Below are 24118 nucleotides of genomic sequence, written 5' to 3'. Positions count from 1 at the left end.
GGCCCCTCCGCGGAAAGGCCCCTCTGTTTCGTGTCTAGGGTAGGCCCTCGGGGGCCGCGCCGCCCACGTTTCCCGCAGGCTTGTCGCCCAGCGGCGCGTGATACAAAGGAGAATTCTGTGACGTCCGAGATCGAGGCCGACGCCGTCGTCCTGGTCGGGGGGCGGGGCACCCGGCTGCGCCCGCTCACGCTTTCGGCGCCGAAGCCGATGCTCCCGACGGCAGGGACCCCCTACCTGAGTCACCTGTTCTCCCGCATCCGCGCGGCGGGGATCCGGCACGTCGTGCTCGGCACGTCGTATCGGGCGGAGGTCTTCGAGGAGTACTTCGGCGACGGCTCCGCGCACGGGCTGGAACTGGAGTACGTGGTGGAGGACGAACCGCTGGACACCGGTGGGGCGATCCGCAACGTGCACGACCGGCTGCGCGCGGACCACGCCATCGTCTTCAACGGCGACATCCTCTCCGGGGCCGATCTGCGTGCGCAGCTGCGTACCCACGTCGACTCCGGCGCGGACATCACGTTGCACCTGCAACGGGTTTCCGACCCCAGCCGGTTCGGCTCGGTGCCGACCGGACCGGACGGGCGGGTCACCGCGTTCCTGGAGAAGTCACCGAATCCACCCACCGACCAGATCAACGCCGGCTGCTACGTCTTCCGCCGCTCGGTGGTCGAGACCATTCCGGCCGGACGCCGGGTGTCGGTCGAACGCGAGACCTTCCCGGGGCTCCTCGCCGACGGCGCGCACCTGCATGGCTTCGTCGACTCTTCGTACTGGCTCGACGTCGGTACGCCTGAGGCGTTCGTGCAGGGCAGCGCCGACCTCGTGCGCGGCGTCGCGCCCACGGCCGCGCTGCCCGGCCCGACAGGCGAATCCCTCATCTTGGACAGCGCTTCGGTCGACGCCGCAGCAACCCTCTCCGGGGGGACGACGGTCGGCGCGAACGCCGTGGTCGAAGCGGGGGCGACGGTCGCGGGCTCGGTGCTGTTCGATGACGCGGTGGTCGGTGCGGGATCCACTGTGGAACGTTCGGTGCTGGGACGCGGGGCGCGGGTCGGAGCCGGGGCGGTGGTGCGCGGTGTGGTGCTCGGCGATGGCGCGAGCGTGGGCTCCGGCTGCGAACTGCTCGACGGGGCACGGGTGTGGCCGGGTGTGACCCTGCCCGAGGGCGCGATCAGGTTTTCGAGCGACGCGTGATGGAGTGGCGTCCGACGTTCCCGCTGGACCTGGCCGTGGTGCTGGGTCCGCTCAGCCGTGGACGGGGATCGCTCAACTTCCGCTCCCATCGCGGGGTGTGGTGGCTGGCGGCCAACACGCCCGTCGGCAAGGGCACGCTGGCGTTGCTGCGTCGTCCGGACGGCGTGGTCGAAGCCGAGGCCTGGGGCGACGGCTCGGAGTTCCTGCTGGCCGGCGTGCCCGCGCTGCTCGGCGCGGAGGACGACGACACGGGCTTCGTCGCGCACCACGAGGCGATCGCGCGAGCGCGGCACGGACTTCCCGGCTTACGGCTGGGCTCGACGGGCCGGGTGTGGGACGCGCTCGTGCTGGCCGTGCTGGAGCAGAAGGTCACCGGCAAGGAGGCGATCCGGTCGTGGGCGGAGCTGTGCCGGTGGTTCGGCACGCCCGCACCCGGGCCGGGGCCGGAATTCCTCCGGGTGCCTCCGGATCCGGTGGCGATCCGATCCATTGTGGACTGGAACTGGCACCGGATCGGCGTGGACCTCAAGCGGCGTACGACGTTGGTCGAGGCAGCCCGCGTGGCACCACGGCTGGAGGAGGCGGTGGCCCTCGGTGGCGCCGAGGGCCGGGCGCGGCTGCGCAAGGTGCGGGGCATCGGCGTGTGGACCGCGGCGGAGATCGCGCAGCGTGCCTGGGGCGATCCGGACGCGGTCAGCTTCGGTGACTACAACATCCCGTCGATGGTCGGGCACACCCTGCTGGGCCGCCGCGTCGACGACGACGGGATGGCCGAGCTGCTGGCCCCGTACGCCCCGCAACGGCAACGGGTGATCCGCTACCTGGAGACGTCCGGCGCCCGCGCCCCGAGGTACGGCCCCCGCATCGAACTCCGCGACTACCGCGCGATGTGACTCACCGCTGCGGCGGGAACTGCTGCTGACCGGGGTACTGCGGGCCGGGTTGCCGCGGGAACTCCGGCTGCGCGTAGGCCGGCGGGAACCCCGGCTGCTGCGGATACGGCGGAACCACCGGCCGCTGCTGTGCCACGGCCTGGTTCGCCCGGTTCAACGCCATGATCGCGACGCCCAGCGCGGCCACCGCGACAAGCAAGCCCACAAGCGTGATGAGCAGGTACATCACCAAACCCCCCTCGATAGACAGCCGTGACCTTACGACATCACCACGGCACTCGAAGGCGGTCAACGGCCTCAGCGCAGGGCTGCCTCCGCGATGGCCAGCGCTTGTTCCGGCGTGATGCCCAGCCGGCGGGTGATCGCGGCGTACTCGGCCGCTGCGGCGCGGGCGCGGGCCAGGACTTCGTCGCCGGCGGAGCCGACGAAAGTGCCGGCGCGGCCGCGGGTTTCCAATAAGCCCGCTTCTTCCAGCTCTCGGTACGCGCGGGCCACCGTGTTCGGCGCGATGCCCAGCTCGGCGGCCAGCGCGCGCACGGTGGGCAGCTTCGCGCCGACCGCCAGCGTGCCGTCGTTGATCTGCGTGGCAAGAGACGATCGCACCTGCTCGTACGGCGGCACCGGCGACGCGCTGTCGTAACTGACGCTCACCGGCTCACCGTAGCGACTCGCAGCAGCTCGGTCAGATCCTCCGAACCGGCGGGCAGCGCCTCGAGCGGCCACCAGCGCAGGTCGTCGGATTCGTCGCTGCGGACGGGTTCCGCGCCGGCCGGCGCCCGCACCACGTACCGCACGTCGAAATGCCGCGTCGGGACGCCCAGCGAGCAGGTGACCGGGTGGACGTCGAGGTGCACCGGCGTTTCGCCGATCGTCAGCCCGGACATGCCCGACTCCTCGGTCGCTTCGCGCAGCGCCGCGTCGAGCAGCGACTCGTCGGACGGCTCGCAGTGCCCGCCCAGCTGCAGCCACCTGCCCACCCGCGGATGCAGCGTGAGCAGCACCTGCGTGCCGGTCGAGTCCAGGACCACGGCGGACGCGGTGAGGTGCCCCGCCTCGCAGGCGCGCTGACAGGTGTCCGCCCGCGACGCGAGGAAGCCGAGGAACGCCTGCCGCAACGCCTCCTGCGAGGCCAGCGGCGGTGTCCACTCCGACAGCGTCGACACCGCCGATTCGTGCAGCGTCACAGTTCGACCAGCCCGTCCCCAGCCGACAGCGGTCCGCGCGCGGGCGGCGCTCCGCCTGCCGGATGCCCGATCGCGACGGAACCCAGCGGCTCCCACTGTTCGTCCAGCCCCAGGGTGGACCGCACGAGGCCGGGCGCGAAGATCGTGGATCCGATCCAGCACGAGCCGAGGTCCTCCGCAGCCAGCGCGACCAGCAAACCCTGCACCGCGGCGCCCGCCGCGACGGTGAACATGGTGTGCTCGTGGCCGTTGCGCCGTTCGTCGCGATAGGTGTGCGCGCCCTCCGGCACAAGGAAGGGGATCACCAGCTCCGGCGCGCGGTACAGGATGTCGCCACGGGAGAGGCGCTTGGCGATCTGATCGGAGGTGAACCCGTCGCCGGTCAGGTCCGATTCCCACGATTCACGCATCGCGTCGAGCAGCTTGCGGCGCAGCCCGTGCTCACGCAGCCAGAGGAACCGCACCGGATGCGTGTGGTGCGGAGCAGGCGCGGTGAGCGCCGAGGCCACCGCGCGGCGCATCGCGCCGGCATCCACCGGCTCGTCGCTGAACTGCCGCACCGAACGCCGGTGCGGCACGGCTTCCCGGCGGCCCTGCGCGATGGATTCGTTGGTGCCCAGCCGAAACAGGTCCTCCTCGACCGGGCGCACCAGGTCACGGGCGCTGGAACCGTCGTCGGTCAGCGTGAGCCCGCGCACCACGGCCATCGGGAGCCCGCCGAGCTTGCCCTTCACCAGGTCGGCCGCGGCGGCCAGCTCGTCGGCGACGGCGATCTCGGTCACCGCGAGCTCGTTGCCCTGCGCGTCGATCTGCCCCGCGTACCCGTGCAGCACCCGCAGGCCCGACGCGCCGATCGCAGCGTCGGTCTGCCCGACCCGCCAGGCCCGGCCCATGGTGTCGGTGACGACCACCGCGACCTCGACGCCCAGCCGTTCCCGCAGGCCGTTGCGCAGCGCGAGCGCCGAAGCGTCCGGGTCGGCGGGCAGCAGCGCCACCTCGTCGCCACGCACGTTCGAGGCGTCGATACCGGACGCCGCCTGCACGATGCCCAGCCGGTTCTCGGTGATCAGCGTGCGCGCGACCCGCGCGACCACCCGTACCGACTCCTGCTCGACCAGCGCACGCCGGGCCGCGTCGCGGGCCTCGGGATCGCTGGGCACACGCACGAGCCTGCCTTCGGTCTTCGACACGACCTTGCTGGTCACCACGAGCACGTCGCCCGAACGCAGCCACGGCGCGGCGGCCACCACGGCGCCGGTCAGGTCGTCGCCGGGGCGGAACTCCGGCATGCCGGTCACCGGCAGGATCTCGACCTTCCCGGAGGCGTGATCAGCGCGCGCGGGATCGGACTGCTTCTGCTCAGACACCGGAAACCCCTGCCACATCGAGTGCTTCGCGGACCATCGCCGCGGTCGCGTCCACATCGGACATCAGCAACGGCACGGCACGCACGTGCACGCCCGGCACCGTCACCTCGTGCTCTTCCGGAGCCACGAGCCAGCCGTCGAGCACGCCGCCCTCGGAGCGGGCGCCGTAGTGCCGGCCCACGGCCTCCGCCGAGGTCTCCACCCCGATCGCGGTGAGGCACGCGTCGGCCATCCCGCGCACCGCCTTGCCGCCGATGATCGGGGAGATGCCGACCACCTTCGCGGGCGATTTCCGCAGCGCTTCGCGCACGCCGGGCACGCCGAGCGTGGTGCCCACCGAGACGACGGGGTTGGACGGCGCGAGCAGCACCACGTCCGCACCGGCCAGCGCGTCCAGCACGCCGGGGCCGGGCTTGGCTTCGTCGTTGCCGACCGCGACGATCGAATGCGCGGGCCTGCTCGCCTGGTAGCGCACCCACCACTCCTGGAAGTGGATCGCCTTCTGCTGCTCCGGCTGATCCGGATCGTCGATCACCACGTGCGTCTCGACCCGGTCGTCGGACATCGGCAGCAGCCGCACCCCGGGCTGCCACCGGTCGCACAGCGCCTCGGTGACCGCGGAGAGCGGGTAGCCCGCGCGCAGCATCCGCGAACGGATGAGGTGCGTGGCGATGTCCTTGTCGCCGAGCCCGAACCAGGTCGGCTCGGCCCCGTACGCGGCGAGTTCCTCCTTGACCACCCAGGTCTCGCCCGCGTGCCCCCAGCCGCGGGCAGGGTCGATGCCGCCGCCGAGGGTGTACATGCAGGTGTCGAGGTCGGGACAGATCCGCAGCCCGTGCATCCACACGTCGTCGCCGGTGTTGACCAGCGCCGTGATCTCGTGCGGGGAGTCCCCGGCGCCGATCGCGGGCAGTCCGAGTGCGGTCTTGACCCCGAGCAGGAAGCGGGCGCCGCCCACCCCGCCGACCAGTACGACGATCTTCACGACTGCGGATCCTCGCACGTCCGCTGCCCCGGGCCCCAGTACCGGTACCTGTGGTGCTCGGTACAGCCGAGCCCGGAATACAGCGCGAGCGCTCCGGTGTTGTCGACCGCCACCTGGAGCACCCACTGCTCCGCGCCCTGCGCGCGACCCCACGCGGCAAGGGCGTACAGCACCGCGCGGGCCAGGCCGCGGCGCCGGAAGTCCGGCCGCACGGCGAGCCGCGAGACGTGCAGCCAGCCGTCCACGATCGCCCCACGGACGGCACCCGCGGTGACACCGTCGGCGCTCACCACTCCGTAGCCCACCTTTCCGGTGGTCATCACGTGCCGTTCGGCGACGCTCGGTTCGGAGGTGCCGACCGTCAGCTCCCACCACTGCGAGGTGGGCCCGTCGAGCACTTCGGCACCAGGGCCGGGCCCGGCGGGCAGCGGGCCGGTCAGCACGCTCACCCGGTGACCGGCCGCGTGGCCGACCTGCTCACCCCAGCCCGCGGCGGCCACCGCACGCTCCTGCTCGCTGTCCTGCACGACCTGGACGGCCGGCGGAATCGCCCGGGCGTGGGCGAAGTCACACACGGCCGCGAGCGCCGCCGGGACGGTCATGCCGGGGTCGCCGACCGCGAGTGCGCTGTTCGCGCGGCCGGTGAAGCCGTCCGCCCAGCGCAGCCGCCACTGCCCCAGCGGCTCCCCGACGACCGGCGGCCACGCTTTCGAACAGACCATTTCGAGCTCTTCGTCGGCATACACGGTTAGATTGTGACGGAGAAGGGTGCCCGATTCCCAGGAGAACCTCATGAGCTACGTGCGCAAGGACGACCGGCACAACGACGACCTGGTCGACGAGATCGCCGACGGCTTCAAGCGGACGCTGGAGGAGAAACGCGAGGACGGCACGTCCGCCGGGCCGGGTTTCACCATCACCGGGGACGCCCGCGACGCCCCGCAGCCCCGTCGCCGGGACCGCTGAACGGCACGGATTCCGTTCCAGGGACAGGAATAAGGGTCGCCTAACCATTACCGGTGGTGCGGCAGGCGCGTAATGTCCGCACCAACGGCCCAGCAGGAGAAAAGCAGGAGTACGCAGTGACCTACGTGATCGCCGAGCCCTGCGTCGACGTGCTCGACAAGGCGTGTATCGACGAGTGCCCCGTGGACTGCATCTACGAGGGCGAGCGGATGTTGTACATCCACCCGGACGAGTGTGTCGACTGCGGCGCCTGTGAGCCGGTCTGCCCGGTCGAGGCGATCTACTACGAGGACGACGTGCCGGACAACTGGGCCGATTACACCAAGGCCAACGTCGACTTCTTCGACGAGCTGGGCTCGCCCGGCGGCGCGTCGAAGGTGGGCAAGACCGCGCACGACCCGGCCTTCATCAAGGCTTTGCCCCCGCAGGGCGAATGACCCGGCTGCCGGACTTCCCCTGGGATTCCCTCGCCGGGGTCAAGGCTCGCGCGCAGGCGGTCGAGGGTGGGATCGTGGACCTGTCCGTCGGCACGCCGGTGGACCCGGTGCCGGCGAGCATCCGCGACGCGCTCGCGCTGGTCTCGGACATCCCCGGCTACCCGGCCACGCACGGCACGCCCGCGCTGCGCTCGGCGGTGATCGAGGCGCTCGGGCGCCGGCACGGGATCACCGGCCTCGAACCGGACGCGGTGCTGCCGACCATCGGGTCGAAGGAGGCGGTGGCCTGGCTGCCGCGGCTGCTCGGCTTCGGGCCCGGCGACGTGGTGGTCATCCCGGAGCTGGCGTACCCGACGTATGAGGTGGGCGCGCTGCTCGCCGGTGCCGAGGTGGTGCGCGCGGACGGGCTGACCCAGCTCGGCCCGCGCCGCCCGGCGATGCTCTGGCTCAATTCGCCGTCGAACCCGACCGGTCGCGTGCTGGGCGTCGACCACCTGCGCAAGGTGGTCGAATGGGCCCGCGAGCGCGGCACGGTCGTGGTGTCCGACGAGTGCTACCTCTCGCTCGGCTGGGACGCGCAGCCGTTGTCCGTACTGCATCCGTCCGTCCATGGTGGACGGACGGATGGCCTGCTCGCGGTGCATTCGCTGTCCAAGTCGGCCAATCTGGCCAGCTACCGCGCCGGCTTCGTGACCGGCGATCCGAAGCTGGTCAAAGACCTGCTGGAGGTGCGCAAGCACGCCGGCATGATCGTGCCGCGGCCGGTGCAGGGGGCGATGGTCGCCGCGCTGACCGACGACGAGGCGCTGGCCGCCCAGCGCGAGCGCTACCAGCGGCGCCGGCTGGTCCTGCGCAAGGCGTTGCAGGACAACGGTTTCGAAATCTCGCACTCGGAGGCCGGGCTGTATTTGTGGGCCACCCGCGGTGAACCCGCGCTGACGACCGTCGAATGGCTGGCCGAGCGCGGCATCCTCGTCGCTCCTGGCACCTTCTACGGCCCGGCAGGCGGCTCCCACGTGCGCGTCGCGCTCACCGCGACCGACGAACGCATCGACGCGGCCGCCCAGCGCCTCTCCGCCTGAGCCCTCAGTAGTCGCGGCCGGTCAGTCCGCGGTAGACGAACCTGGTCATGGCCTCCACGGCGGCCTCGTCGGTCGGCGGTGGCCAGCCGGGCGTCGGGTTCAGCAGCCACAGCTGCGCGCAGCCTTCGACCAGCTGGTACATCATCGCGATCGACACGTGCGCCTCCGCGGGCAGCCGGTGCCCGGCGGCGCCGATGTGGTCGAGATGGCCGTGGAGGTCGGCGGCCTGCGCCGCGCCGAAACTCGCGAGCGTGGCGGCGAACTCGTCGTTCACCATGGCCGCCTGCCGCAGCGCCAGCATGATCGCCGCGTGTGAGCGGTAGTAGTCCCAGTACTCGCGGATGTGCCAGCGAACCGCCTCCGGGTCGGTGAAGTCGCTCAGATGATCCACGTCTCCGGCGCGCACGTCACTCGCCGCCGCGAGGTCGGCCAGCAGTGCCTCGAGCAGCTGCTCCTTGCCGGCGAAGTGGTTGTAGAACGATCCCGCGGCGCGGCCGGCTTCCGCCGTGACGTCGGTGATCTTCGTGTTCAGGTACCCCTTGCGGGCGAACACCCGGATGGCCGCCTCCTTGAGCGCAGCCTCCGTCTCGGCGGCCTTCTCCTTGCGGCTCGTGGCAGTCATGTACCGGCACCTCCTTGACAGGAACGCTAGCAGCGAGCAGTCTGAATCTACATTCACTGAATCATAGTTCATTGGAGGGGTCATGGACACGACGGTGCTGATCGCGGGAGCGGGGCCGGCCGGGCTGACGCTGGCGATCGATCTGGCACGCCGCGGGGTCGCGGTGCGCCTGGTCGACCAGGCGCAGGAGTACTTCGCCGGGTCCCGTGCGGACGGGTTGCAGCCGCGCACGCTGGAGGTCTTCGAGGACCTCGGCGTGCTGGACGCGGTGCTCGCGGCGGGCGCGGAGGGTTATCCGACGCGGGTGTACCTGGACGGGCAGTACACGACCGTGCGATGGATGCGGGAGCTGGCCGAGCCGACGCCGGACACGCCGTATCCGAACGGCTGCATGCTTGGCCAGTCACAGATCGAAGCGATCCTGCGCGACCGGCTGGCCGAGTTCGGGGTGCCGGTCGAGTTGCGCAGTGGGCTGACGGGTTTCACCCAGGACGAGGCGGGAGTGACTGCCGAGCTGTCCACCGGCGAGACCGTGCGCGCGCGGTACCTGGTGGGTGCCGACGGCGGGAAGAGCCTGGTGCGCAAGACGCTGGGCATCGCGTTCGAGGGCAGCACGGACGAATCGCTGCGGATGTTGCTCGGCGACGTGCAGGCCGAAGGCCTGGACCACAGCGCCTCCTACTGGTTCGCCACCTCGGACGACCCGAGGTCCGGGGTGATGTTCACCCCGCTGGCCGGCACGCCGTACTTCCAGTTCGGCTCGGAACTCGGCGAGGGTGAGCACGATCCGGAGACCTCACTGGCCGCGCTGCAGACCCGGCTCGACGCGATGTCCGGCGGCGCAGTCCGGCTGCACGACCTCGCGTGGTCCACGGTCTGGCGGCCGAACATCCGGCTCGCCGCGGAGTACCGAAGCGGCCGGGTGTTCCTCGTCGGGGACGCCGCGCACGTCAACCCGCCGACCGGTGGCCAGGGGCTCAACACCGGCGTGCAGGACGCGTACAACCTCGGCTGGAAGCTCGCCGACGGCACGCCGGAGGTGCTGGCCAGCTACGAACCGGAACGCCGGGCGGTGGCTGCCCGCGCGATCGGCGTTTCCACCGAGCTGCTGGAGAAGTACCTCGACGGCGCCGAGGACGCGCACCGGCGTGGCGACGAGACGAAGGGCCTCGACATCACCTACCGGGGCGGCCCGCTGGCACCGGCCGGGACGGGCGCGCTGCGTCCGGGCGACCGTGCGCCGGACGCTCCGCTGGCCGACGCGAACGGCAAGCAGGTGCGCCTGTTCGACCTGTTCCGCGGTCCGCACGCGACCGAACTCCGGTTCGGGGACGGCCCGCTCGGCTCGCAGCACCCGGCGTACCGCGTGGTGCCCGCCGGTTCGGTCGCGAAGGGCGAGGAGCTGGTCGACATGAGCGGCCACGCGTTCGCGGCGTACGCCGCCGAGCCCGGCCGCCGAGTCGTGGTCCGGCCGGACGGGTACGTCTGGTCGGTGGACTGAGGCGGGTGAGCCGGGCGGTTGTGCCCGGCAGGTGAGGTGAGCTGGGTGCTCGTGCCGGGTGGGGCGTGGCTGCGTTGCTGGTGAGGTGAGCCGGGTGGTTGTGGCTGCCGGTGGGGCGATCCGGGGGGCGCGCTGCCGGTGGGTGAGCTGGGCGATCGTGCCGGGTGGGGCGTGGTTGCGTTGCTGGTGGGGTGAGCCGGGTGGTCGTGGCGGCTGGTGGGTGGGCTGGGGGCTCGTGCCGGGTGGGGCGTGGTTGCGTTGCTGGTGGGGTGAGCCGGGTGGTCGTGGCGGCTGGTGGGTGGGCTGGGGGCTCGTGCCGGGTGGGGCGTGGTTGCGTTGCTGGTGGGGTGAGCCGGGTGGCCGCGCTGCCGTTGCTGAGTTGCGGTGCGCCGGGAAGTCGAGTCGTGCCGCCGGGGATGCCTTGCACGGCAAGGCATCCCCGGCTCGCCGCAGCGGGGTGGTGGCGCGAACGGCACGGCCGGGTCCGGCTCGCCGGTCAGGTCGGTCCGGCGCTGCCGAGGCCCGGCGGAAGCCCGGCCGAGTCCGGCCAGACCTGGGCCGGCGGAAGCCCGGCCGAATCCGGCCTCACCGGCCAGGTCGGTCCGGCCCGGCAGAAGCCCGGCCAGACCCGGGCCGGCCGAAGCGCTGCCGAAGCCGGCCCGGCCGAATCCGGCCGAATCCGGACTCACCGGCAGGCCGAAGCCCAGCCCGGCCGAAGCCGGCCCGGCCGAAGCCGGCCAGGCGGGGCGTCGCCGGTCAGGAGACGGGGCGGGCGGCTTTGCGGATGCGCTTCCACCGTCCGGGCCACGCGGCTCGTGTTTCGGCCTGTTTGGCCAGCTCGTGTTCGGCGACGCGGCCCGCGATGAAGCCCAGCTCGGCGTCGGTACCGGCGACGGCGGCGCGTACCTTCTCGGCGGCCACCACGGCGTCCTGGTGATCGCCGAGCGCGGTCTGGAACTTGCGCGTCGCTTTGATCAGTCCGGCGAGCTTCGCGGCTTGCTTCTTCTTCGCCGACGCACGCGCCAGCTCCGCGGTGTAGCGCAGCTTCTTGCCGTGGATGCGCAGCCGGTGCAGGTCGCCGTCCGGGGGCGGGGACGGCAGCGCGCGGACCGCCTTGGTCAGCTTCCGGTACCGCTTGCGCACGTCGGCGGCGAGGTTCGGCTCGGCAGCCGGGGTCTCGTCGATCTCGTGGTCGGGAAGCCGGGTGAGCTGGGCGACGCTCTGCAGCAGCGTCGCGTAGCGCGGGGCGGCCATGGCCTCGGCCAGCCGCTCGCGGGCCGCTGCGCGTTCGGCGACGAAGAGGGACACCAGCCGGCGCCCTGCGGGCTGGTCACGGACCTCGAACGTGGCCACGACCTCGCGGAGGTGGTCGATCAGCACGTCGTAGTCGCGGACCTCGCCCAGCGCCTGGCCCAGCCAGGCCAGCTCCGCCCGGACCTGTTCGCTCGCCGGCCCGAGCAGCCGTCCGGACGCCCTGAGCGTGCTGCGCATCCGGCGCAGCGCGACCCGCATCCGGTGCACGTCCTCCGGATCGGTACCGGCTCGGGCACCCGGTTCGTGCGCGAGCAGTTTCCGGAGCTCGCGCTCGAGCCCGACGCGCAGGTGCGTGGCGGCCGGCGCTGCCGGACCGGCTTTCCGCGGCTTCCGGGGGAGCCCGAGCGCGGCCGGTGTGGTCGGTTCCGGTGCGTGCGGCGTCGGTGTGGTGGTCATCACCTCAATGGTAGGTGAACGAACGGCGCCTGCGGAGACGGAAAACGGGTGCCTCCTGCAAGGGAGACACCCGCTGTCCGGTGGCCGGACTGCTCGCCCGTTCAGTTGGCGTGCAGTGCGGCGTTCAGCTCAATGCCCGCACCGGTCCTCGGCACGACCTCCACCGCGCCGGTCGCGGAGTTGCGCCGGAACACGGCGCCGGAAATGCCGGTGAGCTCGCGGGCCTTCACCGTCTTGCCGTCGACCTCGACCTTGGTACCGGAGGTCACGTACAGGCCGGCCTCAACCACCGTGTCGTCGCCGAGGGAGATGCCGATACCGCCGTTCGCGCCGATCAGGCAGCGCTCGCCGACGGAGATCACCTCGGTCCCGCCGCCGGAGAGCGTGCCCATGATCGACGCGCCGCCACCGATGTCGCTGCCGTCGCCGACGACGACACCGGCCGAGATGCGTCCCTCGACCATCGACGCGCCGAGCGTGCCCGCGTTGTAGTTCACGAAGCCTTCGTGCATGACGGTGGTGCCCGGTGCCAGGTGGGCGCCGAGGCGCGCGCGGTCCGCGTCGGCGATGCGGACGCCGGTGGGCGTGACGTAGTCGACCATGCGCGGGAACTTGTCCACCCCGTACACGGTGACCGCGCCGCGGGAACGCAACCGCAGCCGGGTCTGCTCGAAGCCTTCGACCGGGCACGGCCCGTGGTTGGTCCACACGACGTTGGCCAGCAGGCCGAAGATGCCGTCGAGGCTCTGTCCGTGCGGCCGGACCAGCCGGTGCGAAAGCAGGTGCAGGCGCAGGTACACGTCGTGCGCGTCGGCGGGGGCGGCGGCAAGGCTGCCGATCGTGACGCGCACCGCGACGACCTCGGCACCGCGGTCGGTGTCCAGGCCCAGCAGCGCGGCAGCGGCCTCGCCGAGCAGCTCCGCGGTCTGTTCCGCGGTCAGCCGCTCCGTGCCGGAAGTACCCGGCCCGGTCAGCTTCGGCTGCGGATACCAGGTGTCCAGCACCGTCCCGTCGGACGTCACGGTGGCCAGCCCGACGCCGACGGCGCCGGTCTTCTCGGGGTCAGGGGTCTGCTCGCTCACGCCGGTCACGGTAGCCGAGCCGCGCCGCCTCAGCCCGTGGTGGCCTGCTGGTTCACCTGCTTCTTCACCGCGGTGATGGCGGTCGCGATGTCGCTGAGCGCCTTCGTGCACGCGCCGCCCGGCGAAGGCACGGTGGTGCACCCGGCGCCGCGGAACGCGCCGACTGCCTGGTCCAGCGCGGTGCCCTGGGCGTCGAGCGGCCGGTTGACGGTCTTGCCCGCCTGCGCCCGCTGGTGCACGGCGCCTGCGGTGCCGCCGACCTCGGTGACGTACTTCTCACAGCCGCGGGGCAGCTGCGTCTCCGGGCTGCTGTAGCAGGCGTCCGCGGAGAGCGCGTCGAGTTTGATCGGCAGGGCGTCCGGGCCCGGGGTACCCGGGTTGGGGCCGGGCGTGGGACCCGCCTCGTGGCTGCAGCCGGTCAGGACGACGGTAAGGACGCCCAGAGCGACCAGGGAGGTTCGCGTGCGCACGTCCCTCACGGTAGCCCCCGCCTGACCTGGGTACGGTGCCGGTATGACCTCGCTCGACCTGCGTGCCGACCCTGCCGACCTCACTGCCGCTCTGGTGGACGTGTTCAGCGTTTCGGGCCAGGAGGCGAAGCTGGCGGACGCGGTGCAGGCCGCGCTCGTCGAGCAGGCGCCGCACCTCGAAGTGGTGCGCAACGGCGACGCCGTGCTCGCCCGCACGCAGCTCGGCCGCGGCTCGCGCGTCGTGCTGGCCGGGCACCTGGACACCGTGCCCGAGAACGGGAACCTGCCCTCGCGGCGCACCGGCTCCGGCGGCGACGAGGTGCTGCACGGCCTGGGCTCGGTCGACATGAAGGGCGGCGACGCGGTGTTCCTGCACCTGGCCGCCACCTTGCCGGAGCCGAAGCACGACATCACGTTCGTCTTCTACGACAACGAGGAAGTCGAGGCCACCCGCAACGGTCTCGGCCGCATCGAGCGCGAGCTGCCCGAATGGCTCGCCGGTGACCTGGCGATCGTCGGCGAACCGTCGAACGGCGTGATCGAGGCCGGCTGCCAGGGCACGCTCCGCGTCGAGGTGCGCACGAGTGGTGCCCGCGCGCACACGGCACGCGCGTGGATGGGGGAGAACGCGATCCACGCGCTTGCCGAGCCGTTGGGCCGGCTGGCCGGATACTCGCCGCGGGTGGTGGACATCGACGGCCTCACCTACCGCGAAGGCTTGCAGGCCACCGGTATTTCCGGCGGCGTGGCCGGGAACGTGGTGCCGGACGCGGCGGTGCTGACGGTGAACCACCGGTTCGCCCCGGACCGTAGTTCACCGCAGGCCGAAGCCCATGTGCGCAAGGTGTTCGACGGGTTCGACGTGTCCCTTGTGGACCTTTCACCGGCGGCGCTGCCCGGGCTGTCCGCACCGGCGGCCGCGGAACTGGTGGCCGCGGCCGGCGGACGGGCGGCGGCCAAACTCGGCTGGACGGACGTGGCCCGGTTCGCCGCACTGGGCATGCCCGCGGTCAACTTCGGCCCCGGCGATCCCACGCTCGCGCACACGCAGCAGGAGCACGTGCGGGTCGCGGAGATCCGGCAGGTCGCGGACACACTGCGCACGTTCCTGGCGTGAAGAGGTCGGCGGGTTTCGTGCGGCCTGCCGGCCGGCGAACTCATGCGGGCCGGGTACCTGACCCGCATGAGAGGTCAGCGGCCCTGCAGTGACTTCACGGTGTCGCCGAAGCTCCAGCCCTTCGAGCCGTCCCAGTTGAGCGACCAGGTCATCAGGCCCTTGAGCCCCGGCACGCTCCGGTAGGCCTCGGACACCAGATCCGGCGACAGGTACCCGCCACCGGCCCCCTGCTGGGCCGGCAGTCCGGGAACCTGTTTGTCCAGCGGGATCTTCACCGTGGTGCCCTGCACGGTCAGGCCCTGCTCCAGGCACTGCGTCTGCACGGTGAAGCCCTGGACGGTGCCCGCCTCGTAGCTGTCGCCCGAGCAGCCGTACATCGAGCCGTTGTAGTACTGCATGTTCAGCCACCACAGCCGGCCGTTGTCCAGGTACTTCTTGATGATCGGCAGATACGATCCCCAGATCGAGCCGTAGGTGACGGATCCGCCGGTGACGTACGCGGTTTCCGGGGCCATGGTGAGCCCGAAGTTCGCCGGCATCCGGGCGAGCACGCCGTCGATGATGCGCACCAGATTGGCCTGGGAAGCCGACAGTGTCGTGATGTCCCCGCTGCCGGACAGGCCGGTCTCGATGTCGATGTCGATCCCGTCGAAGTTGTACTTCTGCAGGATCGGCACGATGGTGTCCACGAACCGGTCCGCGACCGTGCTGGACGACAGGTCGATGCCCGCCGTCGCGCCGCCGATCGACATCAGGATGGTGGCACCGGCGGCTTTCGCGGCGCACATCTCCGCCGGTGTGGCGACCTTGACCCCGGTGTCCATCCCGTCCTGCCACAGCACGGTGCCGTCCGAGCTGATCACCGGGAAGGCCGCGTTCAGCACGGTGTAACCGTGCTGTCCGATGCGCGCGTCGGTGATCGGCACCCAGCCGAGACCGGGATGGACCCCGTTCGCCTCGCCGTCCCAGTTCTCCCAGTAACCCTGCAGGACCGGGCCGTCCGGCCGGGACTTCACCGCGCAGGTGTCCGCCTGCGGTGCCGCCCCGGCGGGCGCCGTCCCGGCCAGCGGCAGGACGAGCAATCCGGCCAGTACCGGTACGGACCACAGCACTTTCCGTGACCGCAGTGGTTTCCGCGACCACAGCGCTTTTCGTGATGACAGGACTTTCCGCGACCACAGAGCGTTCCGAGATTTCCGACCGAACATGACGGCTCCCGTCTGAGCACGGTTCCCCCGGTTGCGCTGCACACTAGGCCGCCGCGGACGTCGTTGCGTACCGGCGTTCGGGTGGTCTAGACAAATCGAAGGGCCGCCGCGGACAGGTCCACGGCGGCCCTTCGATGCTCGATGCGTCAGCCGCAGGTCGGCTCGCCGCTCACCTCGGGCACGCTGATCGCGCTCCACGCCGCCTTGACGGTGTCGAACTCGGTGCAGCTGTCCGGGTACAGCTCCTTGGCGGCCTCCAGGGTGGCCTCACGGGCGGCCTGGTGGTCCCACGACGAGGTCTTCTTGAGCAGGCCGTTGTAGAAGATCTCGCCCGCCTTCTGGATGCCGACCCCGGTCACCGTGCTGTCGTCACAGGTCGGGCTGGCCGGCTTGCCCTCCGGCGCGGAACCCTCGGCCAGCAGGTAGAACCAGTGGTTCTGCGGGCCGGCCGCGGCGTGCACCTCGGTGTTCGGGATGTCGTCGGAGTAGCAGTTCGGGTCGCCGACCTTCGACGGGTCGTACATGTACCGGATCGGCCCGTCGCCGACCAGGTTCACGCCCTCGCCGACCTCGTAGTCCGGGGTGTCCTTCGGGTTGTTCGCGTACGCCTCGGTCAGCGCGCCGAAGATGTCGCCGGTCGACTCGTTGAGGCCGCCGTTCTCGTTGCCGAAGCCCGAGCCGCCGGGGGTGTTCTGGAAGACGCCGTGGCCGAACTCGTGCGCCACCACGTCCATCGAACTCGCCTGGCGCTGGTTGTCCGAGGCATGGCCGAAGTGCGTGGAATGGCCGTCCCAGTAGGCGTTCGCGTCGTCGAGTCCGACCGAGGCGGGGAAGCCCTTGCCGTTGCCGTCGATTCCGTCGCGGCCCAGCCAGTCCTTCAGCATCTTCCACTCGGTCTGCACGCTGAAGAGCGCGTCGACGCAGGCCGTTTCCAGGCTCGTGCCGGAACCGTCGCCCCACTGGTCGTCGGGGCCGGAGAACACGTCGCCGCCCTCTTCGCCGCAGCTGATGCCGGAACGGCCGGGGTCGGTCATCGAGTACGTGCCGCCGTCGCCGGTGGTGTCGATGTCCACGTCGCCGACGTAGTAGCTGTTCCCTTGACCGGCAACGGTTTTCGCCGTTCCCGGTTGGGCAGCGGACCCGGTCGGCGCTTCCGACTTCACGTCGTCGCGCTGGGCCAGCACCGATCCGTTCGCGGCGTCGACGAGCACGTGCAGGTTGCTCGGCGTGGTCGGCGTGGTCACTGAGCGGCCGGCGACGACCACCTCGTAGGCCAGCTTCGGCTCGGCACCGCCGAACACGACCAGCTCCGGTTCGCGCACACTGTCCACAGTGGCCAGCTGCTTGCGGGCGACGCCGGCCGCGCGGTTCGCGTCCACACCCGGCGTGGTGCCCACCTTGATCGCCGCGGTGTTCGCGGCCGCGGTGCCCCGGACGTGACCGGCGCTGTCGCTGGTGACCACCGCGTCCCCGCCGACCACGCGCAGGCCCTGGTAAGTGCGTTCGTAGGCGTTGTAGAACAGTCCCGCGTCACCGGCGGTGGTGCCGACGCGGTGGAACGCTTCGGCCGGGCCCTTCAGCAGTGCGGCCACGCCGCTGTCGGCCGCCGCGGCGGCGACCGCGAGCGGATCGGCGGGAGGCGGGGCGGGAGCCGCGGCCGCCGGCGTCACCGGCAGGGCGAGCAGGGAGAGGGCGAGACCGGCAGCGGCCACACCGGTGGTGAGCCCGGATTTGGACGGCATCGGGGTCCTTTCGGGTGCACGGATGGGGAAGGGGAGTCCGGTGCACGGGGTGATCAAGCCCGCGGACACCGTGAGTAAAGGGGTGGTCACGGGGCCGGTCAATGCGCCGAACGGCCCAGCGCGCGCTGCCCGCGTGGTGATCAGGTACCGGAAAACCCATGCACAGCAGCGAATTCCTCACCGCTGCCGGGAATGGCCGACTTTCGTAGGGAATCGCCGGGAACCGGCCGTTCGTAGGCATACCGGTGGTCCGGTCCGGACGTTCACTTCCGGGTCACCGACTCGTCACGCTGTGGTGCCGACGCGCGCGGCCCGGTGGTCACTCCGGCCCGTAGGCTTGGCTGGTGAGCGAACAGTCTGAGTTCCCCGACGGCCAGTACCCCGAGCGTCCGGTGGAACGGCACAAGGGCCCGGTCGTGCTCCGGCGCGACCGGCGTGACCAGGGCAGCACCACCGACCAGCGGCTGCTCGACTCGCGGGGGCCGAGCGACTGGGTGCACACCGACCCGTGGCGGGTGCTGCGCATCCAGGCCGAGTTCGTGGAGGGCTTCGGCGCGCTGGCCGAAGTGCCGCGGGCGGTGACCGTGTTCGGGTCCGCGCGTACGAAGCGGGACAACCCGGAGTACGAGCTGGGCCGCAAGCTCGGCGGATCGCTCGCCTCGGCCGGGTTCGCGGTGATCACCGGTGGTGGGCCGGGTGCGATGGAGGCGGTGAACCGCGGCGCGGCCGAGGCCGGTGGCTTCTCCATCGGGCTGGGTATCGAGCTGCCGTTCGAACAGGGCCTGAACCCGTGGGTCGACCTCGGGGTGAACTTCCGCTACTTCTTCGCCCGCAAGACCATGTTCATCAAGTACTCGCAGGCCTTCATCTGCCTGCCCGGCGGGTTCGGCACGCTGGACGAGCTGTTCGAGGCGCTCACCCTCGTGCAGACGAAGAAGGTCACCAAGTTCCCCGTGGTGCTCTTCGGCACCGAGTACTGGGGCGGGCTCTACGACTGGATCGCCAAATCGGTGCTCGACGGCGGCAAGATCGGCGAGAAGGACCTGGAGCTGCTGCACCTGACCGACGACATCGACGACGCGGTACGCGTGGTTCAGGAGTCCTACCAGGCCTGGGAGGACACGCACTGATGCGGATCTGTGTGTTCTGCGGCTCGTCCACCGGGTTCTCCCCGGAGTACGCCGAAGCCGCCGCCGGAGTCGGCAAGCTGCTGGCGCAGCGCGGGATCGGGCTGGTCTACGGCGGCGCGAGCGTGGGCACCATGGGAGTGGTGGCCGACGCGGCGCTGGCCGCGGGCGGCGAAGTACAGGGCGTGATCCCGGAAGTGCTTTCCAGCGTGGAAATCGCGCACGGCGGCCTCACCGAACTGCACGTGGTGGCCGACATGCACCAGCGCAAGGCGAAGATGGCCGCACTGTCCGACGCGTTCGTCGCGCTGCCCGGCGGTGCGGGCACGCTGGAGGAGCTGTTCGAGGTGTGGACCTGGGCCCAGCTCGGGCTGCACAGCAAGCCGATCGGATTGCTGGACGTCGGCGGGTACTACGCGCAGCTGGTGTCCTTCGCCGACCACATGGTCACCGAAGGCTTCCTGCGCCAGGACACCCGCGCCCTGCTGACCGTGGAGGCTGACGCGGCGAAACTGGTGGACAAGCTCACCGGGATCAGCGCCGCACCTTGAACCGCAGGTGCAGCACGCCCTCGCCCTGGATGACCACATGCGGATCGGCCAGCAGCTGCCGGCCTTCGAGGGCACCGAAGTAGCGCTTGCCCGTGCCGAACACCACGGGCACCACGTCCATCGCCACTTCGTCGACGAGCCCGGCCGCGAGAACCTGGCCGCCCACCTGGCCGGCGTTCACCGCGACCGCGCGTTCCCCGGCGAGCTCTCGCGCCTTGGCGATCGCCGCGGGCACCTCGCCGACGAAGTGGCAGGACGCCTCCGGATGCCAGCCTTCGGGCTTGGGCCGGTGTGACACCACGACCAGGTGGTCCCCGGCGGGCGGCTGGCCTTCCCAGCCGTTCACCAGGTCGAACAGGCTGCGGCCCAGGACGATCGCGCCGAGGGAGGCCCACATCTCCCGCACGTACCCGGCCGAGGCGCTCGACACCCGGAAGTCGCTTCCGGCGCCGGAATGGTCGTACTGCCGCTCGTCACGGGCCGGCCGGATCGGGGTGTCCCCGCCGAAGTACCACTCGTGCAACGGCCCGACGTCGTCGTGCTCGTCCGCGATGAAGCCGTCCACCGACACCACACTGTGCAGGATGACCGCGCCCACGGGTTTCTCCTCGGTTCAGGCGGACTTGTCGTCCGGTCTCTTGTGATAGCTGTCCACGTACTCCTGGCCGGACAGCTCGAGGATCGCGTACATGATCTCGTCGGTGACCGAACGGCGGATCGCCGACGCCGACTCCATGCCCTCGTAACGGGAGAAGTCCAGCGGAGCACCGAAACGCACCCGGATCTTCGCCGGCCGCGGGATCCGGGCGCCGTCCGGCTGCAGGCCTTCGGTGCCGAAGAGCGCGACCGGGACCACCTTCGCGCCGGTGGACAGCGCGAGCGCCGCGACGCCGGTGTGCCCGCGGTGCAGGCGGCCGTCGAGAGAGCGCGTGCCCTCCGGGTAGATCGCGAAGACGCCGCCGTCCTCGAGCACCTTGCGGCCGGCTTCCAGCGCGGCCAGCCCGGCCTGCGCGTTGCCGCGTTCCACCGGCACGTACCCGAGCGCGTCGAGTGAGCGGGCGATGAACCGGCCCTTGAGGCCCTTGCCGGTGAAGTACTCGGCCTTGCCGAGGAAACGCACCTTGCGCGGGGTGGTGAAGGTGATCACACCGGTGTCCAGCGCCGCCCGGTGGTTGGCGGCCAGGAGCACCGGACCGTGTCCCGGCACGTTCTCCACCCCCTCGACCCGCGGCCGGTAGAGCACGCGGACGAGCGGGCCGAGCACGAAGCGGACGAGCAGGGACAGCAAGAGTTCTCCCTCCGGTGGACCGGGCACCGACTCCAGCATGGCACGATCGCCGCCATGAGCTGGTTCGAGCGGCGCACCTGGCAGGAGCCCGGGTGGAGCACCGCGGCCATCCTGGCGGCGAAGCGGGGCCGCACGGTGTCGGTGGTGTTGCCGGCGTTGAACGAGGAGCAGACCGTTGCCGAAGTGGTCGCCTCGGTGCGGCCGCTGCTCGGCACCGTGGTGGACGAACTGGTCGTGGTCGACTCCGGCTCCACCGACGCGACCGCCGAGGTGGCCGCCGCCGCGGGAGCGCGGGTGGTGCGGCGCGAGGACGTGTTGCCGGAGGTGCCGCCGCGTCCGGGCAAAGGTGAGGTGCTGTGGCGTTCGCTGGCCGCGACCACCGGCGACGTGCTCGTGTTCCTCGACTCCGACCTGGTCGACCCGGACCCGTCGTTCGTGCCCGCGCTGCTCGGGCCGATGCTCACCGAGACGGGTGTGCACCTGGTGAAGGGCTTCTACCGCCGTCCGCTGCGGCTGGAGAGCACCGGCGGCGGCCGGGTGACCGAGCTGCTGGCCCGTCCGGTGCTGTCCGCGTTGCGCCCGGCGCTGGCCGAACTGGTGCAACCGCTGGGCGGCGAGTACGCGGGCACCCGCGAATTCCTCGAAACGGTGCCGTTCGCCGGCGGGTACGGCGTGGAGATCGGCCTGCTGATGGACGCCGAGGCCCGCTACGGACTGGACGCGCTCGCCCAGGTCAACCTCGGCGTGCGCAAGCACCGCAACCGGTCGCTGCTGCAACTGGGCGTGATGTCCCGCCAGATCCTCGCCGCGGCGCTGGAGCGCTCCGGGATGCCGGCCGGCGAAACGGACCGGTTCACCCAGTTCGTGCCGGTGTCCGGGGAATGGCTGCCGGACGTGACCGAGGTGCCGCTGGCCGGACGGCCGCCGATGCGGGAGGTGCTGGCCGGGCGCGCCGGGAGCTGAGCACGTCCGAAGTGGACCCGGGCGTGCTCACGCGACGGTGCGCGCACCGGTGTGCCACGATCGGGAGGTGACGACCGCGCTGATCTACCTCGTAGTCATGCTGCTGGTGGCCGCCGTCGTGTTCCTGCTGGCCGCGGTGGTGTTCGGCCGCGGCGAGGAACTCGCCCCGCTGCCGCCGGGCAGTTCGCCCACCCGGCTGCCCGCCGAGGACATCCACGGCGACGACGTGCGGCAGGTGCGGTTCCAGCTCGTGCTGCGTGGCTACAAGATGTCCGAAGTGGACTGGGTGCTGCGCCGGCTGGGCGGGGAGCTGGACGAGCTGCGCGCGCACGTCGCCCGGCTGGAGGCGGCGAAGGCCGGCGGCGCGCACCGGGGGCCCGCGGGTGAGTGACCTGGTCCTGTCGGTCGACGTCGCGGCACCCGCCGGTACGACCTGGCTCGCGCTCACCGACTGGAACCGCCAGGGCGAATGGATGCTCGGCACGTCGGTGCGCGTGACCGAGGGCAACGGGCGCAGCGTGGGCTCCCGGCTCTCCGCGTTCACCGGGATTGCCGGGGTCGGTTTCACCGACACCATGGAGATCACCTCGTGGGAGCCGCCGCTGCGGTGCACCGTGCGCCACCTCGGCCGGATCGTGCGCGGCACCGGTACCTTCCAGGTGGTCGCGAAGGGCGCGGGGGACTGCACGCTGGTCTGGGCGGAACATCTGAGCCTGCCGTTCGGAGTCGTCGGCCGGGCAGGCTGGCCGGTGGTGCGCCCGGCGTTCGCGCTCGGCGTACGGCAGTCGCTGCGGCAGTTCGCGCGGTTCGCGGAAAACTATTCGATGGGGGACCAGCAGTGACCGACCTGCTCGGCGACGACGGGGTGGCGCGCTGCCCGTGGGGCAACTCGGCGCCGGACTACGCGGCCTACCACGACGAGGAGTGGGGCTTCCCGCTGCACGGTGAGCCGGAGCTGTACGAGCGGCTGTGCCTCGAATCGTTCCAGTCCGGGCTGTCCTGGATCACCATCCTGCGCAAGCGGGAGAACTTCCGGAAGGCGTTCCATGGCTTCGTGCCGGCGAAGGTGGCCCGGTTCGGCGAGGCCGACGTGGCTCGGCTGATGCAGGACGCGTCGATCGTGCGCAACCGCGCGAAGATCGAGGCGGCGGTGAACAACGCCCGTGCCATCGCCGACCTCGACCGTCCGCTCGACGAGCTGCTGTGGTCGTTCGCCCCGAAGAAGCACCGGCGTCCGCGCACGCTCGCCGACGTGCCCGCGGTGACCGACGAGTCGAAGGCGATGGCGAAGGACCTGAAGAAGCGCGGCTTCGCCTTTCTCGGCCCGACCACCTGTTACGCGCTCATGCAGGCGACCGGCATGGTCGACGACCACCTCCGGGACTGCTTCCGCGCCTCGTGAGTGCTGAAGCCGGTTCTAACCGGCGTCAGCACTCACGAGGTCTCACTTGCCCTGGAAGTCCGGCTTGCGCTTGGTGACAAAGGCTTCCACGGCTTCGCCGTGGTCGGCGGTCTTGCCGAGCGCGCCCTGCGCGGCGTCCTCCGCCTCCAGCGCTTCGTCCAGAGAGGACTGCGCGGCCACGGCAAGCACGTGCTTGATCTTCGAGTAGGCCACGGTCGGGCCGGCCGCCAGCTTCGTGGCCGCGGCCTGTACGCGTGCGGTCAGCTCCTCGTCCGGCACGACCTCGCCGACGATCCCGATGCGCAGCGCCTCCGCGGAGTCGACCTTGCGCCCGAGCAGCATCAGCTCGGAGGCGCGGCCGAGACCGATCAGCCGCTGCAACGTCCACGACGCACCGGAGTCCGGTCCGAGACCGACGTTCGCGAACGCCATCAGGAACGACGAGGACTCGGCCGCGATCCTCAGGTCGCAGGCGTAGGCGAGCGCCGCGCCCGCCCCGGCCGCGGTGCCGTTCACGGCCGCGATCACCGGCTTCGGCATGCCGATGATCGCCCGGACCATCGGGTTGTAGTGCTCGCTGACCGTGTTCAGCGGCGCCGGGTCGTTCGCCTGCAGCAGCCCCACGTGCTCCTTCAGGTCCTGCCCGGCGCAGAACGCCTTGCCGGTGCCGGTGAGCACGACCGCACGCACGCCGGCGTCCTCGGCGGCGGCGCGCAGCTCGGCCAGCAGCCGCTCCTTGAGCTCGACGGTCAGCGAGTTGTACGCCTGCGGCCGGTTCAGGGTCAGCGTGCGCACGCCGTCGGCGTCGGCGGACAGCAGGACTTCGGATGTGGTCACTGGTGCTCCTCTGCGGGCGGTGAGTCGGTCCGCCGCCGAGTCTTTCACCCCCGCCGGGCGGCATACCAGCACGGATGCGTCCGCAAATGATCGGTCCGCGTTCGCGCCCGGCCGCTGATGAGGGACAATGGAGTCCTGGACCCGGCTGGCATGGGAGTGCGCGACCCGGGCGCGCCGGTTGAGACGGAGGGAGCACGCTATGGCGGCCATGAAGCCCCGGACCGGAGATGGTCCCCTCGAAGTGACCAAGGAGGGGCGGGGCCTCGTGATGCGGGTGCCACTGGAGGGTGGCGGCCGGTTGGTCGTCGAACTGTCCGCGGAGGAAGCGAAGGACCTCGGCGTGGCATTGCAGGAGGTCACCGGCTGATTCCGGCTCCATCCACTCTG

General features: G+C 71.4%; 29 protein-coding genes. 14 read left to right on the top strand and 15 right to left on the bottom strand.

Annotated features, from left to right (window positions below; genetic code table 11):
* The first annotated feature begins 117 nt into the window (after nucleotides 1-117).
* Nucleotides 118-1197 carry a mannose-1-phosphate guanylyltransferase gene (manB, locus tag BJY18_RS17825; RefSeq protein WP_184781049.1) on the top strand — a complete coding sequence of 360 codons (1080 nt, stop codon included), beginning with the start codon at nucleotides 118-120 and terminating at the stop codon, nucleotides 1195-1197.
* Nucleotides 1197-2090, top strand: coding sequence for a DNA-3-methyladenine glycosylase family protein (locus BJY18_RS17820; RefSeq protein WP_184781048.1), 894 nt, complete (start codon nucleotides 1197-1199; stop codon nucleotides 2088-2090). The genes manB and BJY18_RS17820 overlap by 1 nt, the downstream gene beginning before the upstream one ends.
* 1 nt (nucleotide 2091) lies before the next feature.
* Here the strand turns inward: BJY18_RS17820 and BJY18_RS17815 are convergent, their stop codons facing one another.
* The 6 genes from BJY18_RS17815 to BJY18_RS17790 all read right to left on the bottom strand — a co-directional run bounded on the left by BJY18_RS17815 (nucleotide 2092) and on the right by BJY18_RS17790 (nucleotide 6372).
* Nucleotides 2092-2316, bottom strand: coding sequence for a hypothetical protein (locus BJY18_RS17815; protein WP_184781047.1), 225 nt, complete (start codon nucleotides 2314-2316; stop codon nucleotides 2092-2094).
* A 71-nt stretch (nucleotides 2317-2387) separates the two neighbouring features.
* A complete protein-coding gene (locus BJY18_RS17810; protein WP_184781046.1) occupies nucleotides 2388-2741 on the bottom strand; it encodes a GntR family transcriptional regulator in 354 nt (117 codons plus the stop codon).
* Nucleotides 2738-3274 (bottom strand): NUDIX hydrolase, encoded by a 537-nt coding sequence (locus BJY18_RS17805; protein ID WP_184781045.1) that lies wholly within the window; start codon nucleotides 3272-3274, stop codon nucleotides 2738-2740. Before BJY18_RS17805 ends, BJY18_RS17810 begins: the two co-directional genes overlap by 4 nt.
* A complete protein-coding gene (locus BJY18_RS17800; RefSeq protein ID WP_246458904.1) occupies nucleotides 3271-4659 on the bottom strand; it encodes a coenzyme F420-0:L-glutamate ligase in 1389 nt (462 codons plus the stop codon). The genes BJY18_RS17805 and BJY18_RS17800 overlap by 4 nt, the downstream gene beginning before the upstream one ends.
* Nucleotides 4634-5626 carry a 2-phospho-L-lactate transferase gene (gene cofD / locus BJY18_RS17795; RefSeq protein WP_184781043.1) on the bottom strand — a complete coding sequence of 331 codons (993 nt, stop codon included), beginning with the start codon at nucleotides 5624-5626 and terminating at the stop codon, nucleotides 4634-4636. Before cofD ends, BJY18_RS17800 begins: the two co-directional genes overlap by 26 nt.
* Nucleotides 5623-6372: a GNAT family N-acetyltransferase gene (locus BJY18_RS17790; RefSeq protein WP_312873875.1), complete on the bottom strand. Its 750-nt coding sequence runs from the start codon at nucleotides 6370-6372 to the stop codon at nucleotides 5623-5625. The genes cofD and BJY18_RS17790 overlap by 4 nt, the downstream gene beginning before the upstream one ends.
* Nucleotides 6373-6394: 22 nt before the next feature.
* Between BJY18_RS17790 and BJY18_RS17785 the strand changes: the two genes are divergently transcribed.
* The 3 genes from BJY18_RS17785 (at nucleotide 6395) to dapC (ending at nucleotide 8111) form a co-directional block, all read left to right on the top strand.
* On the top strand, nucleotides 6395-6592 hold the full coding sequence (locus BJY18_RS17785; RefSeq protein WP_184785071.1) for a hypothetical protein: 198 nt from the start codon (nucleotides 6395-6397) through the stop codon (nucleotides 6590-6592).
* A 116-nt stretch (nucleotides 6593-6708) separates the two neighbouring features.
* Complete coding sequence (gene fdxA / locus BJY18_RS17780; RefSeq protein WP_184781041.1) at nucleotides 6709-7029, top strand: ferredoxin; 321 nt, start codon at nucleotides 6709-6711, stop codon at nucleotides 7027-7029.
* Nucleotides 7026-8111 (top strand): succinyldiaminopimelate transaminase, encoded by a 1086-nt coding sequence (gene dapC, locus BJY18_RS17775; RefSeq protein WP_184781040.1) that lies wholly within the window; start codon nucleotides 7026-7028, stop codon nucleotides 8109-8111. The genes fdxA and dapC overlap by 4 nt, the downstream gene beginning before the upstream one ends.
* A gap of 4 nt (nucleotides 8112-8115) precedes the next feature.
* Here dapC and BJY18_RS17770 read toward each other — a convergent pair whose 3' ends face one another.
* Nucleotides 8116-8733 (bottom strand): TetR/AcrR family transcriptional regulator, encoded by a 618-nt coding sequence (locus BJY18_RS17770; RefSeq protein ID WP_184781039.1) that lies wholly within the window; start codon nucleotides 8731-8733, stop codon nucleotides 8116-8118.
* Nucleotides 8734-8815: 82 nt separating this feature from the next.
* On the opposite strand from BJY18_RS17770, the gene BJY18_RS17765 reads away from it, so the two are divergent.
* Nucleotides 8816-10234 carry an FAD-dependent monooxygenase gene (locus BJY18_RS17765; protein ID WP_184781038.1) on the top strand — a complete coding sequence of 473 codons (1419 nt, stop codon included), beginning with the start codon at nucleotides 8816-8818 and terminating at the stop codon, nucleotides 10232-10234.
* 756 nt (nucleotides 10235-10990) lie between these two features.
* On the opposite strand, the gene BJY18_RS17760 is transcribed toward BJY18_RS17765, so the two are convergent.
* The 3 genes from BJY18_RS17760 to BJY18_RS17750 form a co-directional block, all read right to left on the bottom strand.
* Nucleotides 10991-11944, bottom strand: coding sequence for a CHAD domain-containing protein (locus BJY18_RS17760; RefSeq protein WP_184781037.1), 954 nt, complete (start codon nucleotides 11942-11944; stop codon nucleotides 10991-10993).
* 101 nt (nucleotides 11945-12045) lie between these two features.
* Nucleotides 12046-13026: a 2,3,4,5-tetrahydropyridine-2,6-dicarboxylate N-succinyltransferase gene (dapD, locus tag BJY18_RS17755; protein ID WP_184781036.1), complete on the bottom strand. Its 981-nt coding sequence runs from the start codon at nucleotides 13024-13026 to the stop codon at nucleotides 12046-12048.
* A gap of 29 nt (nucleotides 13027-13055) precedes the next feature.
* Complete coding sequence (locus BJY18_RS17750; RefSeq protein ID WP_184781035.1) at nucleotides 13056-13496, bottom strand: hypothetical protein; 441 nt, start codon at nucleotides 13494-13496, stop codon at nucleotides 13056-13058.
* A gap of 43 nt (nucleotides 13497-13539) precedes the next feature.
* On the opposite strand from BJY18_RS17750, the gene dapE reads away from it, so the two are divergent.
* The gene (gene dapE / locus BJY18_RS17745) at nucleotides 13540-14613 is read left to right on the top strand and encodes a succinyl-diaminopimelate desuccinylase (RefSeq protein ID WP_184781034.1); all 1074 of its coding nucleotides are present in this window, start codon (nucleotides 13540-13542) and stop codon (nucleotides 14611-14613) included.
* Nucleotides 14614-14687: 74 nt separating this feature from the next.
* Here dapE and BJY18_RS17740 read toward each other — a convergent pair whose 3' ends face one another.
* Nucleotides 14688-15725, bottom strand: coding sequence for a chitinase (locus tag BJY18_RS17740; RefSeq protein WP_376774684.1), 1038 nt, complete (start codon nucleotides 15723-15725; stop codon nucleotides 14688-14690).
* Between the two features lie 242 nt (nucleotides 15726-15967).
* Nucleotides 15968-17563, bottom strand: a complete 1596-nt coding sequence (locus BJY18_RS17735) for a M4 family metallopeptidase (RefSeq protein ID WP_184781032.1) — start codon at nucleotides 17561-17563, stop codon at nucleotides 15968-15970.
* Between the two features lie 344 nt (nucleotides 17564-17907).
* Here BJY18_RS17735 and BJY18_RS17730 point away from each other — a divergent pair, with 344 nt between their 5' ends.
* Entirely contained in the window at nucleotides 17908-18693 is a 786-nt protein-coding gene (locus BJY18_RS17730) for an LOG family protein (protein ID WP_184781031.1), read from the top strand.
* Nucleotides 18693-19241, top strand: a complete 549-nt coding sequence (locus tag BJY18_RS17725; RefSeq protein ID WP_184781030.1) for an LOG family protein — start codon at nucleotides 18693-18695, stop codon at nucleotides 19239-19241. Before BJY18_RS17730 ends, BJY18_RS17725 begins: the two co-directional genes overlap by 1 nt.
* On the opposite strand, the gene BJY18_RS17720 is transcribed toward BJY18_RS17725, so the two are convergent.
* Both BJY18_RS17720 and BJY18_RS17715 read right to left on the bottom strand, forming a co-directional pair.
* On the bottom strand, nucleotides 19225-19839 hold the full coding sequence (locus BJY18_RS17720; protein ID WP_184781029.1) for a dihydrofolate reductase family protein: 615 nt from the start codon (nucleotides 19837-19839) through the stop codon (nucleotides 19225-19227). The two genes, BJY18_RS17725 and BJY18_RS17720, sit on opposite strands and share 17 nt — an antisense overlap.
* A gap of 15 nt (nucleotides 19840-19854) precedes the next feature.
* The gene (locus BJY18_RS17715; protein WP_184784680.1) at nucleotides 19855-20529 is read right to left on the bottom strand and encodes a lysophospholipid acyltransferase family protein; all 675 of its coding nucleotides are present in this window, start codon (nucleotides 20527-20529) and stop codon (nucleotides 19855-19857) included.
* 54 nt (nucleotides 20530-20583) lie between these two features.
* On the opposite strand from BJY18_RS17715, the gene BJY18_RS17710 reads away from it, so the two are divergent.
* From BJY18_RS17710 to BJY18_RS17695, 4 genes are all read left to right on the top strand, one after another.
* Complete coding sequence (locus BJY18_RS17710) at nucleotides 20584-21492, top strand: glucosyl-3-phosphoglycerate synthase (RefSeq protein WP_184781028.1); 909 nt, start codon at nucleotides 20584-20586, stop codon at nucleotides 21490-21492.
* Nucleotides 21493-21559: 67 nt separating this feature from the next.
* Nucleotides 21560-21883, top strand: a complete 324-nt coding sequence (locus BJY18_RS17705) for a DivIVA domain-containing protein (protein WP_184781027.1) — start codon at nucleotides 21560-21562, stop codon at nucleotides 21881-21883.
* Nucleotides 21876-22334, top strand: coding sequence for an SRPBCC family protein (locus BJY18_RS17700; protein WP_184781026.1), 459 nt, complete (start codon nucleotides 21876-21878; stop codon nucleotides 22332-22334). Before BJY18_RS17705 ends, BJY18_RS17700 begins: the two co-directional genes overlap by 8 nt.
* Nucleotides 22331-22894, top strand: a complete 564-nt coding sequence (locus tag BJY18_RS17695) for a DNA-3-methyladenine glycosylase I (RefSeq protein ID WP_184781025.1) — start codon at nucleotides 22331-22333, stop codon at nucleotides 22892-22894. The genes BJY18_RS17700 and BJY18_RS17695 overlap by 4 nt, the downstream gene beginning before the upstream one ends.
* Before the next feature lie 42 nt (nucleotides 22895-22936).
* Here BJY18_RS17695 and BJY18_RS17690 read toward each other — a convergent pair whose 3' ends face one another.
* Nucleotides 22937-23731: an enoyl-CoA hydratase-related protein gene (locus tag BJY18_RS17690; RefSeq protein ID WP_184781024.1), complete on the bottom strand. Its 795-nt coding sequence runs from the start codon at nucleotides 23729-23731 to the stop codon at nucleotides 22937-22939.
* A gap of 199 nt (nucleotides 23732-23930) precedes the next feature.
* Between BJY18_RS17690 and BJY18_RS17685 the strand changes: the two genes are divergently transcribed.
* The gene (locus BJY18_RS17685) at nucleotides 23931-24098 is read left to right on the top strand and encodes a DUF3117 domain-containing protein (protein ID WP_091294302.1); all 168 of its coding nucleotides are present in this window, start codon (nucleotides 23931-23933) and stop codon (nucleotides 24096-24098) included.
* Nucleotides 24099-24118: the final 20 nt, after the last annotated feature.

It is taken from the genome of Amycolatopsis jiangsuensis, from assembly GCF_014204865.1.
In the GTDB taxonomy this organism is placed as follows: Bacteria; Actinomycetota; Actinomycetes; order Mycobacteriales; family Pseudonocardiaceae; genus Amycolatopsis; species Amycolatopsis jiangsuensis.
This window is presented reverse-complemented; position numbering and strand designations above follow the sequence as displayed.